21 protein-coding genes are annotated in these 20157 nt (G+C 45.2%); 4 read left to right on the top strand and 17 right to left on the bottom strand.

The genetic code is table 11. From position 1 onward, the window contains the following. Window position 1: 1 nt before the first annotated feature. From KCTCHS21_RS03740 to KCTCHS21_RS03695, 10 genes are all read right to left on the bottom strand, one after another. Entirely contained in the window at window positions 2–1408 is a 1407-nt protein-coding gene (locus tag KCTCHS21_RS03740; protein WP_232058061.1) for a HAMP domain-containing sensor histidine kinase, read from the bottom strand. 32 nt (window positions 1409–1440) lie between these two features. Continuing rightward, entirely contained in the window at window positions 1441–2118 is a 678-nt protein-coding gene (locus KCTCHS21_RS03735) for a response regulator transcription factor (protein WP_130605189.1), read from the bottom strand. 126 nt (window positions 2119–2244) lie between these two features. After that, window positions 2245–3009 (bottom strand): Rossmann-fold NAD(P)-binding domain-containing protein, encoded by a 765-nt coding sequence (locus KCTCHS21_RS03730; protein WP_130605188.1) that lies wholly within the window; start codon window positions 3007–3009, stop codon window positions 2245–2247. Between the two features lie 57 nt (window positions 3010–3066). After that, window positions 3067–3990 carry an FTR1 family iron permease gene (locus KCTCHS21_RS03725; protein WP_130605187.1) on the bottom strand — a complete coding sequence of 308 codons (924 nt, stop codon included), beginning with the start codon at window positions 3988–3990 and terminating at the stop codon, window positions 3067–3069. 84 nt (window positions 3991–4074) lie between these two features. Continuing rightward, complete coding sequence (locus tag KCTCHS21_RS03720; RefSeq protein WP_130605186.1) at window positions 4075–5556, bottom strand: stalk domain-containing protein; 1482 nt, start codon at window positions 5554–5556, stop codon at window positions 4075–4077. A 31-nt stretch (window positions 5557–5587) separates the two neighbouring features. Continuing rightward, a complete protein-coding gene (locus KCTCHS21_RS03715) occupies window positions 5588–6622 on the bottom strand; it encodes a hypothetical protein (RefSeq protein WP_130605185.1) in 1035 nt (344 codons plus the stop codon). A 39-nt stretch (window positions 6623–6661) separates the two neighbouring features. Further along, a complete protein-coding gene (locus KCTCHS21_RS03710; protein WP_130605184.1) occupies window positions 6662–8209 on the bottom strand; it encodes a hypothetical protein in 1548 nt (515 codons plus the stop codon). A 41-nt stretch (window positions 8210–8250) separates the two neighbouring features. Next, on the bottom strand, window positions 8251–9009 hold the full coding sequence (locus KCTCHS21_RS03705) for a glycosyltransferase family 2 protein (RefSeq protein ID WP_130605183.1): 759 nt from the start codon (window positions 9007–9009) through the stop codon (window positions 8251–8253). Then, complete coding sequence (locus KCTCHS21_RS03700; protein ID WP_130605182.1) at window positions 8960–10519, bottom strand: alkaline phosphatase family protein; 1560 nt, start codon at window positions 10517–10519, stop codon at window positions 8960–8962. Before KCTCHS21_RS03700 ends, KCTCHS21_RS03705 begins: the two co-directional genes overlap by 50 nt. Beyond that, window positions 10516–10908 carry a hypothetical protein gene (locus KCTCHS21_RS03695; protein WP_130605181.1) on the bottom strand — a complete coding sequence of 131 codons (393 nt, stop codon included), beginning with the start codon at window positions 10906–10908 and terminating at the stop codon, window positions 10516–10518. Before KCTCHS21_RS03695 ends, KCTCHS21_RS03700 begins: the two co-directional genes overlap by 4 nt. Window positions 10909–11142: 234 nt before the next feature. Here KCTCHS21_RS03695 and KCTCHS21_RS03690 point away from each other — a divergent pair, with 234 nt between their 5' ends. Both KCTCHS21_RS03690 and dat read left to right on the top strand, forming a co-directional pair. Continuing rightward, window positions 11143–11427, top strand: a complete 285-nt coding sequence (locus KCTCHS21_RS03690) for a hypothetical protein (RefSeq protein ID WP_130605180.1) — start codon at window positions 11143–11145, stop codon at window positions 11425–11427. Window positions 11428–11581: 154 nt separating this feature from the next. Beyond that, entirely contained in the window at window positions 11582–12418 is an 837-nt protein-coding gene (dat, locus tag KCTCHS21_RS03685; RefSeq protein WP_130605179.1) for a D-amino-acid transaminase, read from the top strand. A 96-nt stretch (window positions 12419–12514) separates the two neighbouring features. On the opposite strand, the gene KCTCHS21_RS03680 is transcribed toward dat, so the two are convergent. From KCTCHS21_RS03680 to KCTCHS21_RS03670, 3 genes are all read right to left on the bottom strand, one after another. Continuing rightward, window positions 12515–12805, bottom strand: coding sequence for a hypothetical protein (locus tag KCTCHS21_RS03680; protein WP_130605178.1), 291 nt, complete (start codon window positions 12803–12805; stop codon window positions 12515–12517). 27 nt (window positions 12806–12832) lie between these two features. Beyond that, a complete protein-coding gene (locus KCTCHS21_RS03675; RefSeq protein WP_130605177.1) occupies window positions 12833–13162 on the bottom strand; it encodes a helix-turn-helix domain-containing protein in 330 nt (109 codons plus the stop codon). Between the two features lie 199 nt (window positions 13163–13361). After that, window positions 13362–14900 (bottom strand): glycoside hydrolase family 31 protein, encoded by a 1539-nt coding sequence (locus KCTCHS21_RS03670; protein ID WP_130616330.1) that lies wholly within the window; start codon window positions 14898–14900, stop codon window positions 13362–13364. Between the two features lie 143 nt (window positions 14901–15043). Between KCTCHS21_RS03670 and KCTCHS21_RS03665 the strand changes: the two genes are divergently transcribed. Both KCTCHS21_RS03665 and KCTCHS21_RS03660 read left to right on the top strand, forming a co-directional pair. Next, on the top strand, window positions 15044–15886 hold the full coding sequence (locus KCTCHS21_RS03665) for an AraC family transcriptional regulator (protein ID WP_162309260.1): 843 nt from the start codon (window positions 15044–15046) through the stop codon (window positions 15884–15886). Between the two features lie 89 nt (window positions 15887–15975). Beyond that, window positions 15976–16623 carry a carbohydrate-binding family 9-like protein gene (locus KCTCHS21_RS03660; protein ID WP_130605175.1) on the top strand — a complete coding sequence of 216 codons (648 nt, stop codon included), beginning with the start codon at window positions 15976–15978 and terminating at the stop codon, window positions 16621–16623. A gap of 117 nt (window positions 16624–16740) precedes the next feature. Here KCTCHS21_RS03660 and KCTCHS21_RS03655 read toward each other — a convergent pair whose 3' ends face one another. The 4 genes from KCTCHS21_RS03655 to KCTCHS21_RS03640 form a co-directional block, all read right to left on the bottom strand. Further along, the gene (locus KCTCHS21_RS03655) at window positions 16741–17994 is read right to left on the bottom strand and encodes a hypothetical protein (protein WP_130605174.1); all 1254 of its coding nucleotides are present in this window, start codon (window positions 17992–17994) and stop codon (window positions 16741–16743) included. A gap of 142 nt (window positions 17995–18136) precedes the next feature. Beyond that, window positions 18137–18670 (bottom strand): histidine phosphatase family protein, encoded by a 534-nt coding sequence (locus tag KCTCHS21_RS03650; RefSeq protein WP_232058060.1) that lies wholly within the window; start codon window positions 18668–18670, stop codon window positions 18137–18139. 71 nt (window positions 18671–18741) lie between these two features. Beyond that, window positions 18742–19713: an MBOAT family protein gene (locus KCTCHS21_RS03645; RefSeq protein ID WP_157993938.1), complete on the bottom strand. Its 972-nt coding sequence runs from the start codon at window positions 19711–19713 to the stop codon at window positions 18742–18744. Then, window positions 19710–20147: a hypothetical protein gene (locus KCTCHS21_RS03640; protein WP_130605172.1), complete on the bottom strand. Its 438-nt coding sequence runs from the start codon at window positions 20145–20147 to the stop codon at window positions 19710–19712. The genes KCTCHS21_RS03645 and KCTCHS21_RS03640 overlap by 4 nt, the downstream gene beginning before the upstream one ends. Window positions 20148–20157: the final 10 nt, after the last annotated feature.

The raw sequence follows: 20157 nt of genomic DNA, 5'->3' as shown, positions 1-20157 counted from the left end.
ATTAAACGGCACCTTCCAATCGTTGCTCCCCATCTGTTGAAATAGGAAGGATAATAGATACTGTCGTACCCACAGCTTCTCGACTGTCGATCTCAAGCTTCCCTTTGTAACGTTCAACTAAACGCTTAGCAATCGCAAGGCCTAAGCCGTTGCCTCCCATATCCCGGCTTCTAGCTTTATCAACCCGATAGAAACGGTCCATTACGTAAGGTAAATCCTTGGCTGGAATACCTATTCCGTAGTCGGTAATATCAAGGCATACATACTCGCCGCGCAACATGAGTGAAATTAAAATGGTTGTATTATGAAGGGAATATTTAACGGCATTATCTATAATGATGAGCATAATTTGCTCAAGGTGCTCAACGGATATGAGAACTGTCGCGCCACCCAGTGGTTCTAGCTTCGTTACCAGTTGGAAGCCTCGATAGATTGGAGCTACTCGTTTGACCATTACCCTAATGTGATCATCTAAGTCCGTTAATAAGGGGGTAGGAGCTAGGCTATTTTTCTCAGCACGGGACAAAGCTAGCAGCTCTAGTACAAGACCCTTCAAGCGGGTGAACTCCTGTAGCGAAGCCTGAAGGGACTCTTCAAGGACGGCTGGATGCTCTTTGCCCCATCTCTGCAGCAATGCCAGATGGCCCTCAATGATGGCAATTGGCGTTCTGAGCTCGTGAGATGCATCCTCAACAAATCTACTCTGCTGACGGAAAGCTTCTTCTACCTGATCCATCATTTCATTGAACAATAGCATGAGGGTCGATATTTCATCCCCATTGGCGGGGGGCTTCGTCCGCTCATGCAGCCCTTTATTTTTAACATTCCTAATCGTCTGCGCCATAGCCTGAAGTGGCTTAAGCAGCCTCCAGGACAATAGCCAGCCAACCAGAACGCTTAACACTACCGCAGCCAATGTAAAATAAACCATAAAGCGAGAGATAGCTGCACTCCACTCCTCATATTCCGCCATGCTCTTAACGATCTCAATCGTGCCCTTAAACTCAAAGATCGTTAACGGACTTCTCATCACTAGAAGAGTATGCTCGCCCCCTCTAGAAATAAAAACCTCCTGCCGGGAAATCGGCTGCGGCTCCACCCACTGCTCGGACACATTATTCGTTACGGTAATGACAGGCTTCCCTTTAGCATCCATAATTCGAATCCGTTGGTCGTCTCGATTAATCTTATCCAAATAGTGCCGAATCTCGGGGAGCTGCTCCTGTGTAAACCCGGACTCCCGCTCAAGAAAATAATTAAGGATGCCGTTCATGTTTCGCTGCGCATTACTCTTCTCTCGCTGGATCATCCACTTCTCCATGAGAACGTATTGAAGCGCGTTGTAGCCTACGAACAGCATCGTAAGCAAAACAGCCGACCCTAAGGTCAGCTTGAGTTTAACTGGCATGCGGGAGTAGAAGCCCATCCATCGCTTTAAGCTCATTTTCTCATCACGTATCCGATGCCCCTTAAAGTTTGTATGTAGCCATTCTCGCTGGAAACATCGATTTTGCGGCGTAGGTAGCGGACATACACATCCACTACGTTCGTATCTACGACTGCTTCGAAGCCCCATACCTTATCCAACAAAGTTTCCCGATCCAGCACACGATTTGCATTGCTCAAGAATACGGCTAACAAGTCATATTCCCGTTTGGTCAGTTCGATTGGCTTACCAGCCCGAAGAACGATTCTCGTGTTCGGATCCAGGCTTAAATCTTGAAAGACAAGTACGGGGAGCCTGTCCCCCTGAATTTCCTGTTGCCTTCTGAGCACTACTCGCATTCGCGCTAGCAGCTCCTCAATGGCAAAGGGCTTCGGAAGATAGTCGTCAGCACCGCAGTCTAACCCCGATACTCTGTCTGTTACACTGTCCCTTGCACTGAGCATAATGATCGGTGTGTACTTCACAGAGCGAATCTGCTTGCATATTTCAAGACCATCTATTCCTGGCAGCATGAGATCTAGTAGAATAATATCCCAGTCCTCCGCTAATGCGATTTGGAGCCCTGAATTCCCCTCTGATGCGACAGTCACAGCAAAGGATTCGTGGCTAAGCTCCAGCTCGATAAAGCGTGACATATTTCTCTCGTCTTCAATGAGCAGTATCTTTTTCATGCTATCCCTTCCTTCCGCATGACCCATGCTTAATTGTAAGGCCGGAAGAACCATAACAAATGGGACGCACTTAATTGATAATGATTATCATTATAAGTCCCATTCTATTGCAAATTTACAGCGTTTTCAATCCTTGTTTTGAAAAAAGCCTTTGTTTCTTTCCCGCACAGAGCGGAGCAGTCCAACATCGAGCCCCTGATTTTCCGATTGATGAATCATTGCATTCAAGTCCTTAGGCAAGCATTTGCCCGAAAAACCACGATTGTCCTCGTAGACGAAGGTATGGCTTCTTCCTATTCTCGGATCTTCAAGCCATACCTCTCGCAATTCGTTGTAATCGACATTAAAGGCTTCGGCAATATTGTAAAATTCATTGCAGAACGTAACTTTTAACGCTAAATAGCAGTTTTCCATATACTTAGCTAGCTCTGCTGTACGTGCATCCGTTAGGACAAACTTCACCTCGGCATTGCAGATGCTTTGATAAGCTTTCACTGCTAGCTTGACGTCTTGAGTAGCTCCGCCGAAGGTTAACCATGAACGAGAGGCAAGCTCTGCAAAAGGATGCGCTGCGGTCTCTCCATAATATTCTGGCTGGAAAACGATACGCTTGCCCGTCGCTGCTACTAAACGCTCTGTGAAGCCTACTGAAACAGTTGAACGAATAATGATGACCTTGGCTTCAAGCCAATCGATTACTTCCTCGACAAGTGATGTATCGCAGCTTCCATCTGAAGCCTCAGGGGTAGGCACACAGACGAATGCCGCATCTACCTCGCTCATATCCGAACGGCTTCCCAGCTCAAGAGGTTCATCGTAAATGGCTGCTTCGGGAAACAGCTTAAACATCGCCTTACCCACATGGCCGAAGCCTATAATTCCTATTTTCAATTGTAGTTCCCTCCTCAAGATGACTGATGACTGATGTGTGATTCTCGCTTGTTTTGCTTATGCCGCATCTTGATTAAGCTCTTGGTTCACCTTCTCGTGACGCTTCTTCTGCATGCCCAGAAGAATAAGAATAACGAGATAAAAAGCCCAATATAGAACAAATTCCTCTACCGATGGATTCTGCGTGTAGCCTAAAAATGCTTTGAAGAAAATGCCTACCTGTCCGTTAATGAGTGGCTGATTACCAGTATCACGTAAGTACTGCACCTCATCCAAGGGATGCTCAGGCATAATAGCCGTCAGATTATACAGCTCGCCGACCTCTCCGCCGGGTGTCTTGTAAACCGTCCCCATCATGCCAATATCCTGCATAATTCCGACAGCTTGGACGAGGAGCCCTCCAGCGATCATCATGAGGAAAATGCTTGTTATTCGGAAGAAAGTTTTTAATTGAATCTTCTTCGTGCTCTTGAAAAATAACCAGCCGATAACGATTGCGAGCAGCAATCCGAACAATGCGCCCCAGCTTTGCAGAGCCTTCTGGATATCCCCGCCCGTTATAGCTGCAAAGAAAAATACAGTCTCCACACCTTCCCTAACGACAACAAGAAAGGAATGGGCAATCATGTTAAGCGCCCCACCGACCGTGAGGATCGCTGTAATTTTATTTTCCACCTTACCTTGCAAATTCCGACTTTGCTGGCTCATGAACAGAACCATATGCGACAGCAGCACGCAGGAAACAAGCATTATTCCGATCTTCAAATAATTCTGACTGCCCATTGTGGCAAATCCCGTAAGGACAGTTTGAAATACGAGTGCCACACCGTAGCTCGCGATTAAAGCAAGAACAACCCCTACCCATACCCACTTATTCCATTGTTTTTGCTCGATTTTTTTCAAGTAAGTTAAGATTACGCCAACAATCAGGATCGCTTCGAGCGCTTCCCGAAAGGTAATCAGAAAAGACTGTAAATCCATTTCATATCTCCCCTCATCATCATGTGAAATAATACCCGGAAGACACTTGCGCAATAAGCGCAAGCGTCCCGGATAGGAGCTAGATTATCTCAATATGATAATTTCTTTCTTGTCATTGAACACTCTTTTGCCGAAGAGCTCAGCGACAGCGCGGAGTGGAATGAATGCACTGCCATTATCGAGAACAACTGGTTGATCCAGCTTAACGGTTTCATTAGCCTTGCCATCCTGAACGATTACATCAGAGCCGACCTTCAGCTCAGTTGTTTTGCCGTCTTTGACGATTTTTACTGTTTTCGTAGCGCCTACGTAGCTTACTTCCGCATTAATTGCATCTGCAATCAAACGAACAGGAACGAGCGTACGGTAAGTTTTGCTAGTAATATAAGGTGCACTTGTCGCTGTGCGGGCTTGACCATCAACCGAATAGGATTTCTCACCGATCGTTAATTGAATACCGTCTTTAACGACGAGGTATTTCAGCATTTGATAGGAAGCTGATTTTGCTGCTGCCAGATTGGAGTTATCAACCGCAGTAGCAAACTGTTGTGCGTAATTCGCAGCGGAAGCGTAATCCTCTTTGGAGAAAAATACTTCTTGAGTAGATAAGAACATGTTGCCTTCCATAGCGTAGCCGCGAGCTCCTTGCAGGTCACCAGCCGCCAACTTCACATAAGCATTCGTTACATATTCGGATACCTTACCGATCATTGTGCGCTGAAGGGCCGCTTGGATTTTATCCGGATCTACCTTACTGGCGTCTCCAGAAGCAAATGTATTTAGAACATAGTTTGCATCGTCCGGGCTGCCTCCTCTTAAGTAGGTATAAACCGGAAGAAATAAGAAGTAGCCTTCAGTTACTGCAGTTGGTTGATCAGCAGCTGGTTTCTTCGGAATGTTGGTCGCATAAGTAAACGTTGCTAGCGCGTAGGTTTTGATAATCGTTTTGTCTAGCACCTGGCGATGTACGTTGAAATCATTCGCGTTCTTATCTGCGATATCCTTAAGCAATTGATCGATCGTTCCCTTGAGAATTCCGACCATATCTAAGCTATAAGTACCGTCCCGTTTCGTAACCGTGCTTTGAATAACGCCCTCGTAGATTTGAACGACTTTATCGAACTCTACTTTAGCTGTAGTGAAATCTTCTTTAGCTATTGCAGGTCTAACTTTATTGCTAATCAAATCACGCAGTGCAAAATAGAAGTACCACTGAAGCCCTTTGTCTACGGCTTGCTTGGCTTGGTTTGCGTTCAGTGTTCCTTTAATCGCATTATTGAGTACGAATAAAATGTTCTCGTCGATCTTCGGATCATCAGCTTTGATCGTGGCATCAATTCGTTTGGTTTCTGCTTGGAAATGGCTCTCATAGAATGCTTTTACTGCTGCAAGATCCGTCTTGTCAGTGAACAGTTCTTTAATTTCTGCGAACGCTTTAATGCGAGCTGCAAGCTCCGCATCCTCAGTAATCTTGAACTTGGATTCGGCGCTAACGACCGAAGCTAACATGAACACAGTTGATAGAGCAAGGGTAAGACTAAGTACGGTAGACAATAATTTACGCAATGAAATCTCTCCTCTTATAGTTAAAATAAAATTAAATGAATCCTTTTTTACGGATAAACCAGAACACTCCACCACCGAGCACGATTACTCCACCAATTACGAGCACCGTTACACCCGTGTTCGTCTTGTCGGCCCGCTCCATTGGAGCATGCTCGGCATCACTTGGTGTCTCACTGGGTTCAGGTTCAGACGGCGTTGGCTCGGCGAGTTCTTCACTAGGGGAAGCTGAAGCAGATTCTGAAGCTGTTTCCTCTGGACTCGAGGGAACCTCTTCCTGAGGCTCTTCGCTAGGGCTAGGGCTTGGAGTTGCGCTAGCGCTAGGAGTTGCCGGCGCTTCGGGTGTTGCGACTACTTCCTCCACAACAGGCTCTTTGTCAGGAGATGGCTGAATAGATGCTACAGGCTCTTTGCTCGGTGTAGGCTTTTCCTGTGGCTTAACCGGTAGCTTTTCCTGTTCCTTCACCTCTGGCGCTGGTTTAACATACGCCTTATATGGAAACAGCGGCTTAACCTTCTTATGGATGAAGCCTACTCTTTCCTTGAAGGTTTCAGGATCTACCTCCTTCTTCCCTACTCCGAACAAGCCGGGATTTCCAAGTGCATCTAACGCATCGTCAAACGCTTTATTGATCTCATCTGTACCAGAAGAGATGTAAGGAGCTAGCGTATCGAAGGTCGCCTTGGCTTTAGCTAGTAGAAGCTTTGCCCCGGCATAGTCCTTCACATCCTTCGAGGCATAGGTGAACCGACGATCCAGATTTAAAACAAGCACAGCCTTGAAATTGGCCGTCAGAAGCTCGGCTTCCTTTGCTTCTATGTTCTTATCAAGCGTTATTGCAACTGCTTCACCGAAGTGGGACTTAATTTCCGACCGGCGTGTCTTATATGCTTCTCTTACCGTTTTCCAATTCGGTGAAGCCCCACTTAATGAAGCTTCAATGAGCTTAAAGGTTTCGGCGATATCCTCCGTGTTGGCATCCCCGTAGGAATAAGCCGATACTTGGACTGGAGCGACCCATAAGAGTAGAAGCATAGCGACCAGTCCGAGTCTAATCCATTTAGACACTTGAACACTCTCCCTTGCCTATGTAGCTTATCTTGAAATCTAATTGTGCTTTTTCCATTCGTACAATGTGATTTGGGAGTATACCGGGTCAAATAAAGAGCTCGAGCTAAATTGTGCGATGGGATCAACATAGTCTCGAATGCTGGCATTCTGAAGGTAGAAGCCCTCCAGCACATGATCAGTAAGAAGCACTTTACGTTCGGGATTAGCATCTGCTAGCGCATTGAAATAATTAAAGGTCAGAATTCTGCGGTGCTCGTAATCGGCATGCAAGTACTGAAGCACGCGGGTTTCTTCCCAGGTGTATACAATGAGCGGCTGCTTCAGTTCATCCATATACTCATGCATCTGGTAAACTGCTGGTTTCTCATTAGCCTGCATTTTAAGTAAATTTGCCCCATGCACGATTTGAGAGATTACGACCGCCGCCAATGTAAAGCAAATTCCCCTACCAACAGCAATGAACAAGTATTTACTTCGGGTAGCTGTTACCGATTGGGTCAAAGATTGGGATGTTCTAATAGCCAGAATATAGAACGCTAACATTAATGGCCCTGCAATCGGTGCGATATGACGTGGCTTCTCAATATTCTGACCAAGTAGCGCCCACAACACATAAGCTGCAACACAAATGCCGAGCCATAGGCCGTACCTTAGTTCCGCGCCACTTTCCGGTTTTTTTTCTCGCAGCAAACCTAATCCCCAAACAATCAATAAGAGCAGCACAAAACAGAAAGCTCCGATAACAATAGAACGGCTAAGCAGCACATCCGTAATGAGATTGCTTGCAATAAGCTTAACTATTCTTGCTGGGAGGGACATTTCAGCCGCAGTAATACCCCCTCCCCACTCCGAGAAGTGGCCCGCAACGAAGGCATTCGACAGCTTCCAGAAGCCGCCTAATGTCCCTTCAGACATGACAAGTCCTGACACCCAGATCAACTGAGCACCTATCGCGGAGACAATCGAGAGAATTAACCGGGCAATTCGTGCCCTATAACCAGCGAAGCTTCTATATTGATGTAGCCAGAGTAATACTAGACCTATACCGAATGGGAAGAACGATAGCCGAATCCCCATTAGTAGACTAAATAACAGCAAAGCGACGGCATGACGCCAGGTCGAACGCGGTTTCTCTGCTGCCTCCCTTACACTCCACAGAAACCACCACAGCACAGCTATTCCGGCGCATTCAGACATCGGCCTTGAGCCCATGAGCCATAAATAAGGCATCGTGAGTATCCATACAGAAGCCCAAGCTGCAGTCTGGAGCCTCATATATCTCTTAGCCAACAAAGCAATGGGGATAGCCGAGCTTAGTGCAAGTAATGCATTTAATGTAATTAATGCTTTTACCGGATCTGAAATCCATTGATGAAGGATTGTCGCCCCAGCAATAAAATACGGATATCCGGGAAAATGGGGCTGCATAGCAAGTAAATCGTAACGGTCCAGCGCGAATACGAAGTCAACCTCATCCCATGAACGTACGAACGGACTGGCCAACGTCAAATTCGCTAGAAACAATCCAATGAGGACGGCTACGGCAGCGAATAACATGATACCCCGAACGAATCGATGAGACATTCCTTGCCCCTCCCGCTAAGCTAAGCATCTCTTACAACTCCTTACATCAGATTCTCTTGCACTTTCCTTCTTATTTCAGGTGCTGGCACTCGTTTAACAGGCCGTCTCATTTCCTTGTAGATGGCTGGCAAAACAGAGATCACGTACTTATGAAATCGAATAAAAGACTGCCCTTTCGTCCTTACCTGGTAATGAATAGGAACCTCTTGCAGCCGAAAGCCTTGTCTCAACAAATTTAAGGTTATTACCTGCGCATAGTTGTAATCATGAATAATGTCTGCCTTTTCCATTGCCTCCCGGGAAAAACCACGCATACCCGATTGCCCATCCGTAATCCACTTTCTCAACAATAATGACTGCAGCAGCGTAAACGCATAATTCCCTAATCTCCGGTGAAGCTTCATCCCCTTAATCCGGCCTTTGAACCTTGAGCCAAAGGTGTAGTCAGCACTTCCCTCCATGATAGGAGCGACGACCTCAGGAATTTGCTCCGGGGGATACTCATTGTCTGCATCGATCATCAGTCCAATATCCGCATCCATTAGACAGCATTGAGCTAACCCCTCTCTAACTGCTGCTCCCAGCCCCCTATTCTCCTTGAAGGAGATAATACGATCGGCTCCCGCCTGCTTAGCTACAGTTACCGTCTGATCCGAAGACCCGTCATCGATAACAACGACCTCTACTTTATAATCCGGGTGAAAATTTCGAGGAATACGGGAGATGACCTCACCGATGTCGCCTTCCTCGTTATGCGCTGGAATGAATACGACTAATTTCTTGTGTTCCTTTACTTTCATTACTTGTCTCCTTTCCCCCGCTCCCCGATTTCGATTGCGGCTTGAATGCATCTGATAAAACCCGTCCACGACTTCCATTCGGGTAAGGTGCACCCAGCAAGAAAGAAAGTGTAGGAGCCATTGAAATTAAAGAATGTCTTTCGTCTACCCGGTGGCCTTGCTTAATGGTTGGTCCATTAAGGAAAAAAGGTACGAATCTCTCCCCTTCATCTAGATGTCCATGCCCCCCGATCCCATCGGCTTGCCCATGATCCGCACATAGGATTAGCGTCGTATTACGCATCATCCCCTGTTCATTCAGCCAGCCTACATATTCCTCGATCAGCCTATCGGCCTCTGCAATCTTTTGTAAATATTCGTCGTACAGCACACCTCTACTATGACCGGTTTGATCGACCCCGATTAGCTGAACAACAAGCAGATCAGGATCCTGCTCGGCCATGATTTTCTTGGCACGCTCAATAATATTGCGGTCAGCTCGATCATTGTGCATGACTGCGGTCACGCTCTCCACATCGTCGCCCATTGAGTCGATCAGGTGGGCAATACCGAGCAGTCTTCCTTTCTTATTCACCTTGCGCAGCGAATCAAAGATGCTCTCAACTCTAATGCCAAGCCTCCATACCATATTCGAGCGGATTCCATGCTCCTTCGGATAAGCTCCGGTGAACATGGATGAGAAGCATACGACCGTCCGAGCAGGATAAACCGTTTCCATCTGTGTATATTCCGTTCCTTCTGCCCTAAGCTTCTTTAAGAATGGGGCATCAGCCTCTTCAAACCGCTCTTTACGCATCCCATCTACCACAATGACAATGACCTTCTCATTGACCGCTTTGCCTGTAGCATCCGGACTTTCCGTCAATGGTGCTGTTTCCTTCGGCTTCCAATCAAACAAATTAGCATGGAGAATCCAGGCAAACAGCAGAATACAACCAATGAACAAATATAGAGGGACGACAGCTTCCGAGAAATGAGTGGACGACAAATACCCTTCACCAGTTAAATCGATGCCTATGTAAAGATGATTCCATAGAAACAGCAGCAACAGCAGCTTCGGTAGCTGTTCCTGTGCATTGCCGCTTGTCGAATCACTGTTCTTGAGCACAAGCTTCCAGAACCGCTTAAAGTTCCACAAGGTTGTGCCAATTCGCAATCGATAATACAGGGTTCCCCAGAAGAAAACGGTAAAGAAGAAATATAAACCAATGGCAGTCGCATAAAGAGATAGATTATGCGGAGGCTCCCATACGAGCAAAGCTGCTACAACCGGCAACCATAAGTAGTTTCGCAGTAACAATGGAAAATCAAAATAATAATAGATAGCGAACAACGGCAGCAGCAGCAACAGGCTTAAGCCCGCCGCTAGCCAGAAATCACCGTTCGTCCATTGATCGAGCCGGAAAAGGGCAAACGTTCCAACAACGAAGATCGGTGTGAACGGCTTACCTTCGTTGAGCAAATTCCAGCATCTTGCCGCCACGATTTCAAAGGATGAAGCTTTTTTCATACGAATGTCCTTTCCTTAGTGCCATTAGAATTAAACTGAGTTAACAATGCTAGCCCGTGACTCGAACCTACATCTGGATTACATTTCAGCCACTCGCGCCTTTCTTTGAGCGCTGCCCTCAACACTCGGGCTCCAGACAGCGTTATGACGAGCAGATCACTATCTTCCTCAGCTCTTTCAACTAAGCCACTTATCATTAAGCCATGGATAACTTTTCGTACGGACAAGGAGTTATTGGGCAGAAGCTCTGTGAGTTCTAGTACGGTTAAGCTTTCTGTCTCACCTAACAGCTCCAGAATTAAATACTTCATTCGGAGTGATCTATGCTTCCACCTTGGATTACGTTTGCGAAGGTTATGCCTAATCACATGCATGGATCGCAGTTCCATAACCGCACCACCTTCCGCTCATTAGTCACACAATCATTGATTGTTGCATGATGAGAATGATAATCATTACAGGTCTACGCTAATTATAGCGAGCGAAAATGAGAGAATGATGTGAAAAGCATATTTATTATTAAAAACAACAGACCCAACCTAATCCTCCAAAAAAGTATGTGTCGTAATCTGTCATCTAGAAGTGTTATACTACTAGGAAAAAAATACTAATTGAGGTGCGCAATGACAATCATTAAACTCTGCACAACTCTACTTCTCACGGCACTTATTCTCTCCGGCTGTTCAACCGGCAATAATTCTTCAGAGGACTTGGATCAAATACAAAAGGAATTGAAAACGATCAAAGAGGAAAACGACAAGCTGAGGAACGAAATAGAAGCTTATGATGACATAGAAGCGGAGCTAGATGCGGATATAGATGCCGAGTTAGAATTGGAATTAGAAGCGGAGTTAGATCTTGATATAGACCTCGATATAGAAGCTGAGATATCTGTAACTCCAAACTAGCCAGCAGGACGCTAGTATTGAACTATTTAACGAGTCAACCTATGAATACAAAATTCGGTAAAATTCTTGTTATAGCCGACATATAATTGTTTGATTGGACGAATGCAGCTTAATGGGTTAGTTTGGAACTAGCAAACGGAAGGAGGGTAATCACATGAGCATTGCCTACTTAAATGGTGTTTTTCTAGCATTGGATGAGCCAGCTCTCCCTATTGAGGAAAGAGGACATCAATTCGGAGATGGAGTATATGAGGTTATTAGAATATATGGCGGGAAGCCCTTTATGCTTGATGAGCATTTGGACAGATTGTATCGCAGCGCAGAGGCAATCCGACTTCAGTTGGATTCAGACAGGGCGTTCTTCCAGACCATCATTCATCAACTAATAGATAGAAGCGGTCTTGCTGATCTCGATATTTATTTACAGGTGACCAGGGGCATCGCCCCTAGAAATCATACTTTTCCTAATTGTCCTGTTTCTATTTCAATGACAGCCAAGCCTTCTCGTGCCACTCCAGTCGAATTGAAGGAGAACGGTGCAGCGGTATGGATGCACCCTGATGAACGCTGGTTGAATTGTCATATTAAATCTCTAAATCTGCTCCCGAACATTTTGGCTAAACAAGTAGCAGCAGATAATGATTGTTTAGAAGCCGTTCTTGTGCGGGACGGATATGTTACCGAAGGCTCCAGCTCCAATATCTACATTGTTGAGAAAGGAGCTATCCGCACCGCACCACTCACCAATCAAATTTTGGCAGGGATTACACGGATAGCTGTCAAAAGAATTGCCCAAGAGCTCGATATCCCCTTTCACGAGCAGCCGTTTACTCCTGAGGAGCTTCGCAATGCGGATGAGGCTTTCCTGACGAGTACGACTTTGGAGGTTATGCCTGTCGTCCGATATCATGACGACACAGTCATTGGGAGCGGTAAACCAGGAACCATAACTCAGGCGTTGTCAGAACGTTTAAGTGCTTTAACGCTTTGAGCATCGTAATAAGTGCACTCAGCATAAACAGAAATGCCGCGCTAATCTTCCCTTCACGGGGGAGGTTAGCGCGGCATTTGCTTTAATATCTATTAATCAGGGCCATCTAGCCAAAGCAAAAGTCAGCTCATCGGTCAACACTTCTACCATTTCGGTCAATGTTCCAGTGTGCGGAATCAACTGCCACTCCCCTCGAGGGTCAGCAATGCTTAGAAGAAATTCATCTCCACTAAACTGGGTCAGAATAGCCCTTATAGCCTCTTCATCCTGTTCCATTGAGAAAATAACTAGACTCTTGCTCTGAGTACGAACATAAAGGTGTGACATTTCAATTGCCTGCAGCTTGTTCTGGATGAATATCTCAGCTAATTCCAGATCCAAAGCCAAAAATAGCAGCCTCCTTCTATCACGACATTACCCTTTATAATCAATAATCGGCTTAATCACATTTGCGATCAGCTTAATTTTTTCCGGTGAGCAGCCTTCCAGCATATCTATAATTTCATTCCGCATATATTCATCGTTAGTCGTACTCGTTCCACGCAAAATATAATCCGTAGTCGTCTCGAGAACGGTACATATTTTATCCAAATTATCGAGATTAACTGGTGTTCGGCCTCTTTCAATCTTGCTTATATAAGCATTGGACACGTCCATAGACTCAGCTAGAGTTTCTTGCGTAATCCCTTTGTCTTCCCTAGCTTTCTTAATTCGATAACCAATTATAGAATAATCAAAGCTCAATGTTCATCACCCAATCAGACTATAACAATCCTCCACCTCCTCTTACATACACATAAATTCAATTTCGACCTATAGGTTAAACTCGTGTGGAAAATGAGCAGATAAGCGACGAATAATATCAAAAAAGAGCATCACAATGTGATGCTCTCCGATGCAACGACTAGTTGAGGCGTAAATCTGCTCAGAAACCCACCACTTGCTACTCTCTCCGGCGATACCATGGAAGGCGGGAAAGTGGAGCTTCGACGCTGCGTGTGCAAGGTCCGGCTACAATGCTCCCATCGTCTCCCTGCCATTCCGCACCAGGGAAAGAGATTGTACGGCTACGCGTTCCCTTCATAATAACAGGAGCAACAAGAATATCATCACCAACTAAAAACTGATCAGTTACCTCTTCAAAGCCTCCATCCGGAAATACGTAAGCCATATGCCGCATGATTGGCTCTCCGGTCTGCGATGAATGGTGTGCTAGTTCAAGAAAGGTGTCTCCCAGCTCCGAGTGAAGCCTAGCTGTAGCCTTACAATATTCAAGATGCTCCTGATCCAATACACGCCATGGTGCTGTTGAGAACTGCATCATTGGAAATAATGCCGAACACTGCGCATAACGAACAAACAATTCTTGATCAACGCGAAAATCCGGGTTATTTTCGACGTCACCAAGCATTCCACCGCCAATCATATCTGGGCAAATATAAGCATAGCCTGTAAGTCCTTGTGCCAGACCGTTCGGAATAAGCGAGGCTAATCCGTTCTCATCCCACGTATGATTCTTATCCCTCAGTCTCTGCACCAATGGCTGCCCCGCTTGCTTCCAGCAGGCTCTGTACTCATTAAAGGAATAACGAAGCCCCACAATAGCCCAAGCCTCACAATGCTCATTCGGATGAAGGGGCACTGCACTTCGGTCCGAAGCTCTGTAATATTCAGGGTCTCCTGCGTCCAGCTTAAAGCCATCAATTCCATAGTCGTCGATTAATTGCCCTAGCTGCCCACAATACCAATCAACGGCATCCTTATTCGTGCAGTCCAGCACAGCGCTATAGCCGTTCCACCATCTGCGAATGGCCACTTCCCCATGCTCATCCTGAAGCAGAAAGCCCTCCCTCTCCAGCATCCGGAAATTCGCCGCATTATCCGGACTGACGAATGGACATGTCCATAGCATGACTTGGAATCCCATCTCATGCAGCTTATCTGTCATTGCTTTCGGATCGGGAAAACGGTCGGAACGGAACTTCCAAACCCCGTAATCCTCCATCCAATTATCATCAATCATAATGACTCCAGGTGGAAAACCATTTGCCAGCACACTCTCGGCATATTCGATCGTCTTATCCTGTGTCGGCTCGTATTGAAGCTCAATCCACAAATTGTACTGCGGCACTGTGAAAAAGCGTGCGTCAGGCAGTGTTCCCGTGGAAGGAAAATGGTTCTTGGCCGATGCAAGAAATGCGCTACGCAGATCAGTCCCACGATCCTCCAACACAACTTCACCCGCATCACAGGCTACAGTTAGAGCACCGTTTGCGAAGCTATATCGAATGGGATGCTCGGACCATACATAACGACCATGGCTCGAAACAAGAAGCGGAGCAGCCTGATTACCGGATATACCAATCGTCAAGTCTCTTTCAAAGGGTTTTCTACCGAAAGGCATATGTATTCCATCCGTAACATCGCCACCCCACCAAGCTTCCCCCTCTTTCAATTGAATGTGTAGCTGCTGGCTCCCCATGTTCCTCAATTCCTTCCCTCTTTATATTGCTTTCATCATAGGGTACAATCGAGACACAATCTACGGATAACAATGCTATATTTTTACACAATCTTGCGCATATAGAGGCGATGCCGATGAGTGCTTCCGGTTCAAACCAATACATGTCAATGCTAGACGATACATATCCGTTCAATTTGTTCGAGCCTGAATGCGATGGCGTAACGATTTTCTCTCCCCATTGGCATAACGATTGTTTAGAGCTCATTTTTATTACTGAAGGTCAAATAGAGCTACATATTGGTGGTAAATCATTGTTTGGTACGAAAGGTGATCTTTTTCTAATTGGGGAAGGTGTCATTCATAGTGGTTATGTCGTCGACAAACCTCCTATGTATTACACGATATTGCTCGATCGGAGTCGTCTGGCAAGCTCTGATTTCATGAATGTAGCTTCACGTTCCCTCCTAACGGGAAAGATGATGCTTCCAGTTCTCATTAAACCCGGAGATACAATATATGATGCCAGTACAGCCGTAATCCGCTCTATTATTCATGAATTCACACGTAAAAAAGAGGGATACGAGGTTGCCATCAAGTCCTATCTGCACGTATTACTACTTGAGCTGTCCCGTGAGTATGGTGTAACATCAACCGGAAGCAATTCGCGGGACCTGTCAGCCCTACAACGAGCGGAGAGGTTAAAGGAAGTGATTTCCCATATTGAATCCCATTACGCGGAAAGGCTGCTAGTGAGCGATGCTGCAAAAATTGCCTGCATGAGTCCGTATCATTTCTGTCGCGTATTTAAGCATACCGTTGGGAGAACCTTTACAGAATATATCCACCTCTATCGAATTAGCAAAGCAGAAGCGCTTATACGTGACAGCAATCTGTCCATCACCTTAATCGCCGAACAAACTGGCTTTGGCACCATTCAATATTTAGACGAGCTATTCAAGCGATACCGAGGATGTACCCCTGTCCAGTTCCGTAAGCGGACATAGTGTGCAGCTTACCTGGTTATAGATGGAAATCGGGATATGTTTGTGATACTGTTTTAAAGTAACTCTACTCATGGGGGTAACCAACAGAAATGAAAAAAAATAGTATCGTCATAAAGCACTCAAATGATGACAGTGCAGCTATCTGGAGCACAATCGATCCGCTTATTCTTGATCATCACCTATGGCCGGACAATGATTACAAGCCTGAAGTAAAGGCTCGTATCTATTACTCTAGCGATTCACTTCATATCCAATTCCAGACGTACGAGGATGACCCTACCATAACGTATTTTAAGTCGAATGATCCCGTGTGCAGGGACAGCTGCGTGGAGTTTTTCTTCCAACCGGTTCCCGCTCTCGATCAGCGCTATCTAAACTTTGAATTAAATGCAGCAGGCACGCTACTGCTTGGTCTTGGGACCGGAAGAAATGATCTTACTCAAGTAGCCGACATGACTACCGAAATATTTCAGATTAAACCAGCAACCGGATTAACAGATTCGGAATTTGGCAGGCGCTATTGGGAGTTGGAGTTCCGTATTCCTTTCACATTTATTAGCAGCCTCTTTCCTGATTTTGAAGCGGTATCCGGGGCCGTTATGAGTGGGAATTTCTACAAATGTGGTGATGACACGCCTGCTCCCCATTACCTCAGCTGGAATCTCGTAACGTCTGAGACACCTGATTTCCATCGCAGCTCCGATTTTGGACAAATCATATTTGGTGCGTCATCTTAATATCCTTTACGCCTCATATAGAAAAATGGCCGCTTCCGGTTAATACCGAGAAGCGGCCATTTCTATCCTCTTAACTAAATAACCTTTCATCTGCAAACCGAGCTCGATTTCCACCTGCTATTTCCCTATTTTCTCAATGCAAGCAATTTGATTATTAACGGTTACTACAATTAACTTATCGCTAATAGCTACAATGTCGGGAAAGGCAATGATCCCGTTTCTCATCTTAATAGTGAATCTTGGTTTGCCTTTGTTATCTAAAGAATAGACGGTACCTACATTACTTCCGAAATAGGCATTCCCCTGAGAGTCTGTAGTCAGAGAACCGTTATACAATTCATGTCCGCCCTGCTTCTCCGACTTCGTTAGACCATATACCCATTTGGCATTTCCCTTAAAATAATCTAGATTTGTGAGCTCATTCGTATTGTCTTCTAACTGATACAATCCGCCGTTCTTGTCCGAGTTGTTAAGCTCCTTGTTAATGACAGAAACATCCTTCACGGCAATTAATCCTTTACTCGTGATGCTGTATAATTTCGGAGTATAAGCTTGAGAGTTTACTTCATGGATGACCTCAAGAAAGTAACCGTTTTGCGTTATAGAATAGACTCCCTTATTATTGTTAAGCTTGTAAGGGCGTACCCAATTCACCTTACCATCCGCATTAATAGAAGCGAGCTCTTTCTCAAACTTAATCACAATATTCCCTTTGTTATCTGCGTATATATCCTTCAAGTCCATTAGATTCAGCTTACCCTTGACCGTATTTAGGCTACTTAGCAACCATTTCTTAGAGCCGTTCGGCTTCAAGGAAAGCAGTCCTTTGTCCGTAAGAATAGTGAAATCGCCATTGGAGTTGGCTGCATGGATCGTTTGGGAATAGTGAGACCACTGAACCCCATTCGGCGAACTTGCTTTAATATTCTTGAAGGTTGTAACTACTCCCTCAGAGCTATAGCGAGTTATATTTAATTGGATCGTTTTACTATTTATTTTCTTGCTATTCCCGTAGTCAAATTTATACACGCTACCATCAAGCCCGACTTCATTCTGATTTGATCCCTTCCATTCCGAGCTCTTCTTCCACACTGTCTCTCCTGTGCTCGAGTCAATCGCAGAGAGATGATTGAAGCTTTGAACGTATACCAGCCCATTCGGTCCCTTGTCTAATTCAAACTTTTGGTAAGGACTATCGTCTTGTATAGACCATTTGAGGTCAAATTCTTTGGCATTCTTAAGAACCCAATTACCTCCCCGATCGTCCAGCAGGGGCAAGTCTTTAGTCACATTCATGTTAGCATTTGATGCCGCGATGCAGAAAACTAGCGTTAAGCTAAGTAGGAGTACTTTTGTGAGGTACTTTTTCATTTTGGACCACCTTGGGTTGGGTTGATTATGTAGTGCTTTGGTTTTGTTGGCTATCTGGATTATAAGTTCGATCTTAGTTAGTTTATTTCCTGCTATATTAAAGTCAAAAAAAACCCTTCATAATGATAGGGATTTCTATCCCCTACCCCTCAAAAACATAAAGCTTCCCGTTAGTTGGGTATCCGAGCTTAGGGCCGTGGAAGCCTCGCTTGATTAGCTCTCTGCTCATGTACATCATTAATGCTGCATGACTTACGATCAGTACATTTTCTAAGTCAGATGCGACCGCCTCATCGAGTACCTTATTGATGCGCTCCTTCGCAATTTTGATATCCTGACGGGTCTGACGATTCATTAGTACGGAGAGCCGTATTAATATTAGCCACCCTAAGAACGGCAGCTTAAGCTTCGTAGTAAACTTAGGTGCAGGAATTTCCCTTAGATCGGCTTTTACGAGTATGGTTCCCTCGAATATTTTCTCCGCAGTTATTCTTGCTCTCGTCATATCACTTACGAGACATTGATTCCACTCAATCCCGCATAAGTCGGTGCTTCCCTCTTCGATCTCAGCGAGATCGTATTCTTGAAACCATTGCGTCACGTCACTTGCGCTATATCGTTTCCCCTTAGGGTAATCTTTCATCACCTTAAAATGTCTAACCAAACCGATTTTCAATGTCCTTCACCTTTCTTTCTTAAAGCTCAACATCTTACTTGTCCCATAATAGCATTCATCCCAACTAAAATTTAATAAATTCCTATAATCGGCCATACGATAGCTGTCAGAAAGTAACGATTAAACAAGAGGAAGACCGGAAAAATCAACCAAAGCATCGTCCATGCTCGACCTATCCACGGAATTCTGGAAACCGACAGTCCTCTTTTATCCAACATACGCTCTATTGCAATGCAACAGCCATGAATAAAAAAATAGAGTAAAGGCATTCCATAGCCCTGCCGAACGGGTACCGTTATTGCCAGCTCATGGAGAATTCCCGAGAACAGGAAGGATGCGAACGCCGCCCCTTCTTTACCGAAAACACCCGCCAACGGACGGTATACGGCCAAAGTCGTCATTTCCGAAAAAGCTAAATTCCAACGCCGACTCCAGAATTCATTCAAGCTTCTCGACATCATCGGATTGCGGAATAATTGCTGGCAGTCAAATCCGACATACCTCCAAATACCCGCCAAAATATTCAGTATGCCAAAATGTCCCACAAAGCTTAAGCCCATTAATAAGAAGCAGCTCGTCCCAATCAGACTGAAACGATGATTCCAATTCCATTGAGCAGCCGATTGCCATACTAGCCACGATAGAGCCACCAACCCCAAACCAATCATCAATCGAACAATTCCAAGCCTAATATATTTGCCGGCATCATCGTACGGTTTATTTTTTCTTTTAGCGAATACATAGGGTCTCATTCCAATCCAGAGGTGAAAGGTAATCCAATGACTTACGGGCAGCACCCGCTTATCCCGACTCGAGCTTTCAACGTAAACAACGGATTTCATCGCATATAATAACACCCAGATAATAGCTGCCATCCTTAACCCCGCGGGTTGAGCGAACATAATTAGATCTGCAAGCACTATAGAGCAGAGCGCCATTGCCCATACTAAACTGCGTTTAACAACGAGCAACTGTAATTGAGAAATCCGGTAACCGAGCACCGGAATACATATAACGATAAGCAATACAGAAGCAGCCATCATGACATCCCCCAAATACTTATAAGCGCCACTCTGCCATATACGATCGTGAAGAAAGCGAAGCACAGAATAAGCAACCATTCCCCGTAACGATAAATCCCACTACTCGGTAGTCCTTTTTTGTCAAAATAGAAAAACTGAATGCCTATACGAGCCCCCCAATAAAGCGTAATAAAGATGCATATGGCATTAGACAGCTCTGAACCATCTACCAATTTCGGGGCAAGGAAGATAGACAGAATGGCCATAAACAGATTGGTGCATAAAATATAAGCCGCATACGTCCAGAACACCTGTCTGATCAACGGCCGAATAGAAGACAATTCTTGACGCCATTGAAGTAGATAGGGAATGGCAAGACTTCCGACCACCACTCCCAGCTGCATATACCCTGCCCATATGATCAAATCAGCCCATATCCTCGACGCTTGACTCATTTCATTTCCT

The sequence above is a fragment of the Cohnella abietis genome, assembly GCF_004295585.1.
In the GTDB taxonomy this organism is placed as follows: domain Bacteria; phylum Bacillota; class Bacilli; order Paenibacillales; family Paenibacillaceae; genus Cohnella; species Cohnella abietis.
The sequence above is the reverse complement of the archived record's forward strand: the minus strand, read 5'-3'. Positions and strand labels throughout refer to the sequence as shown.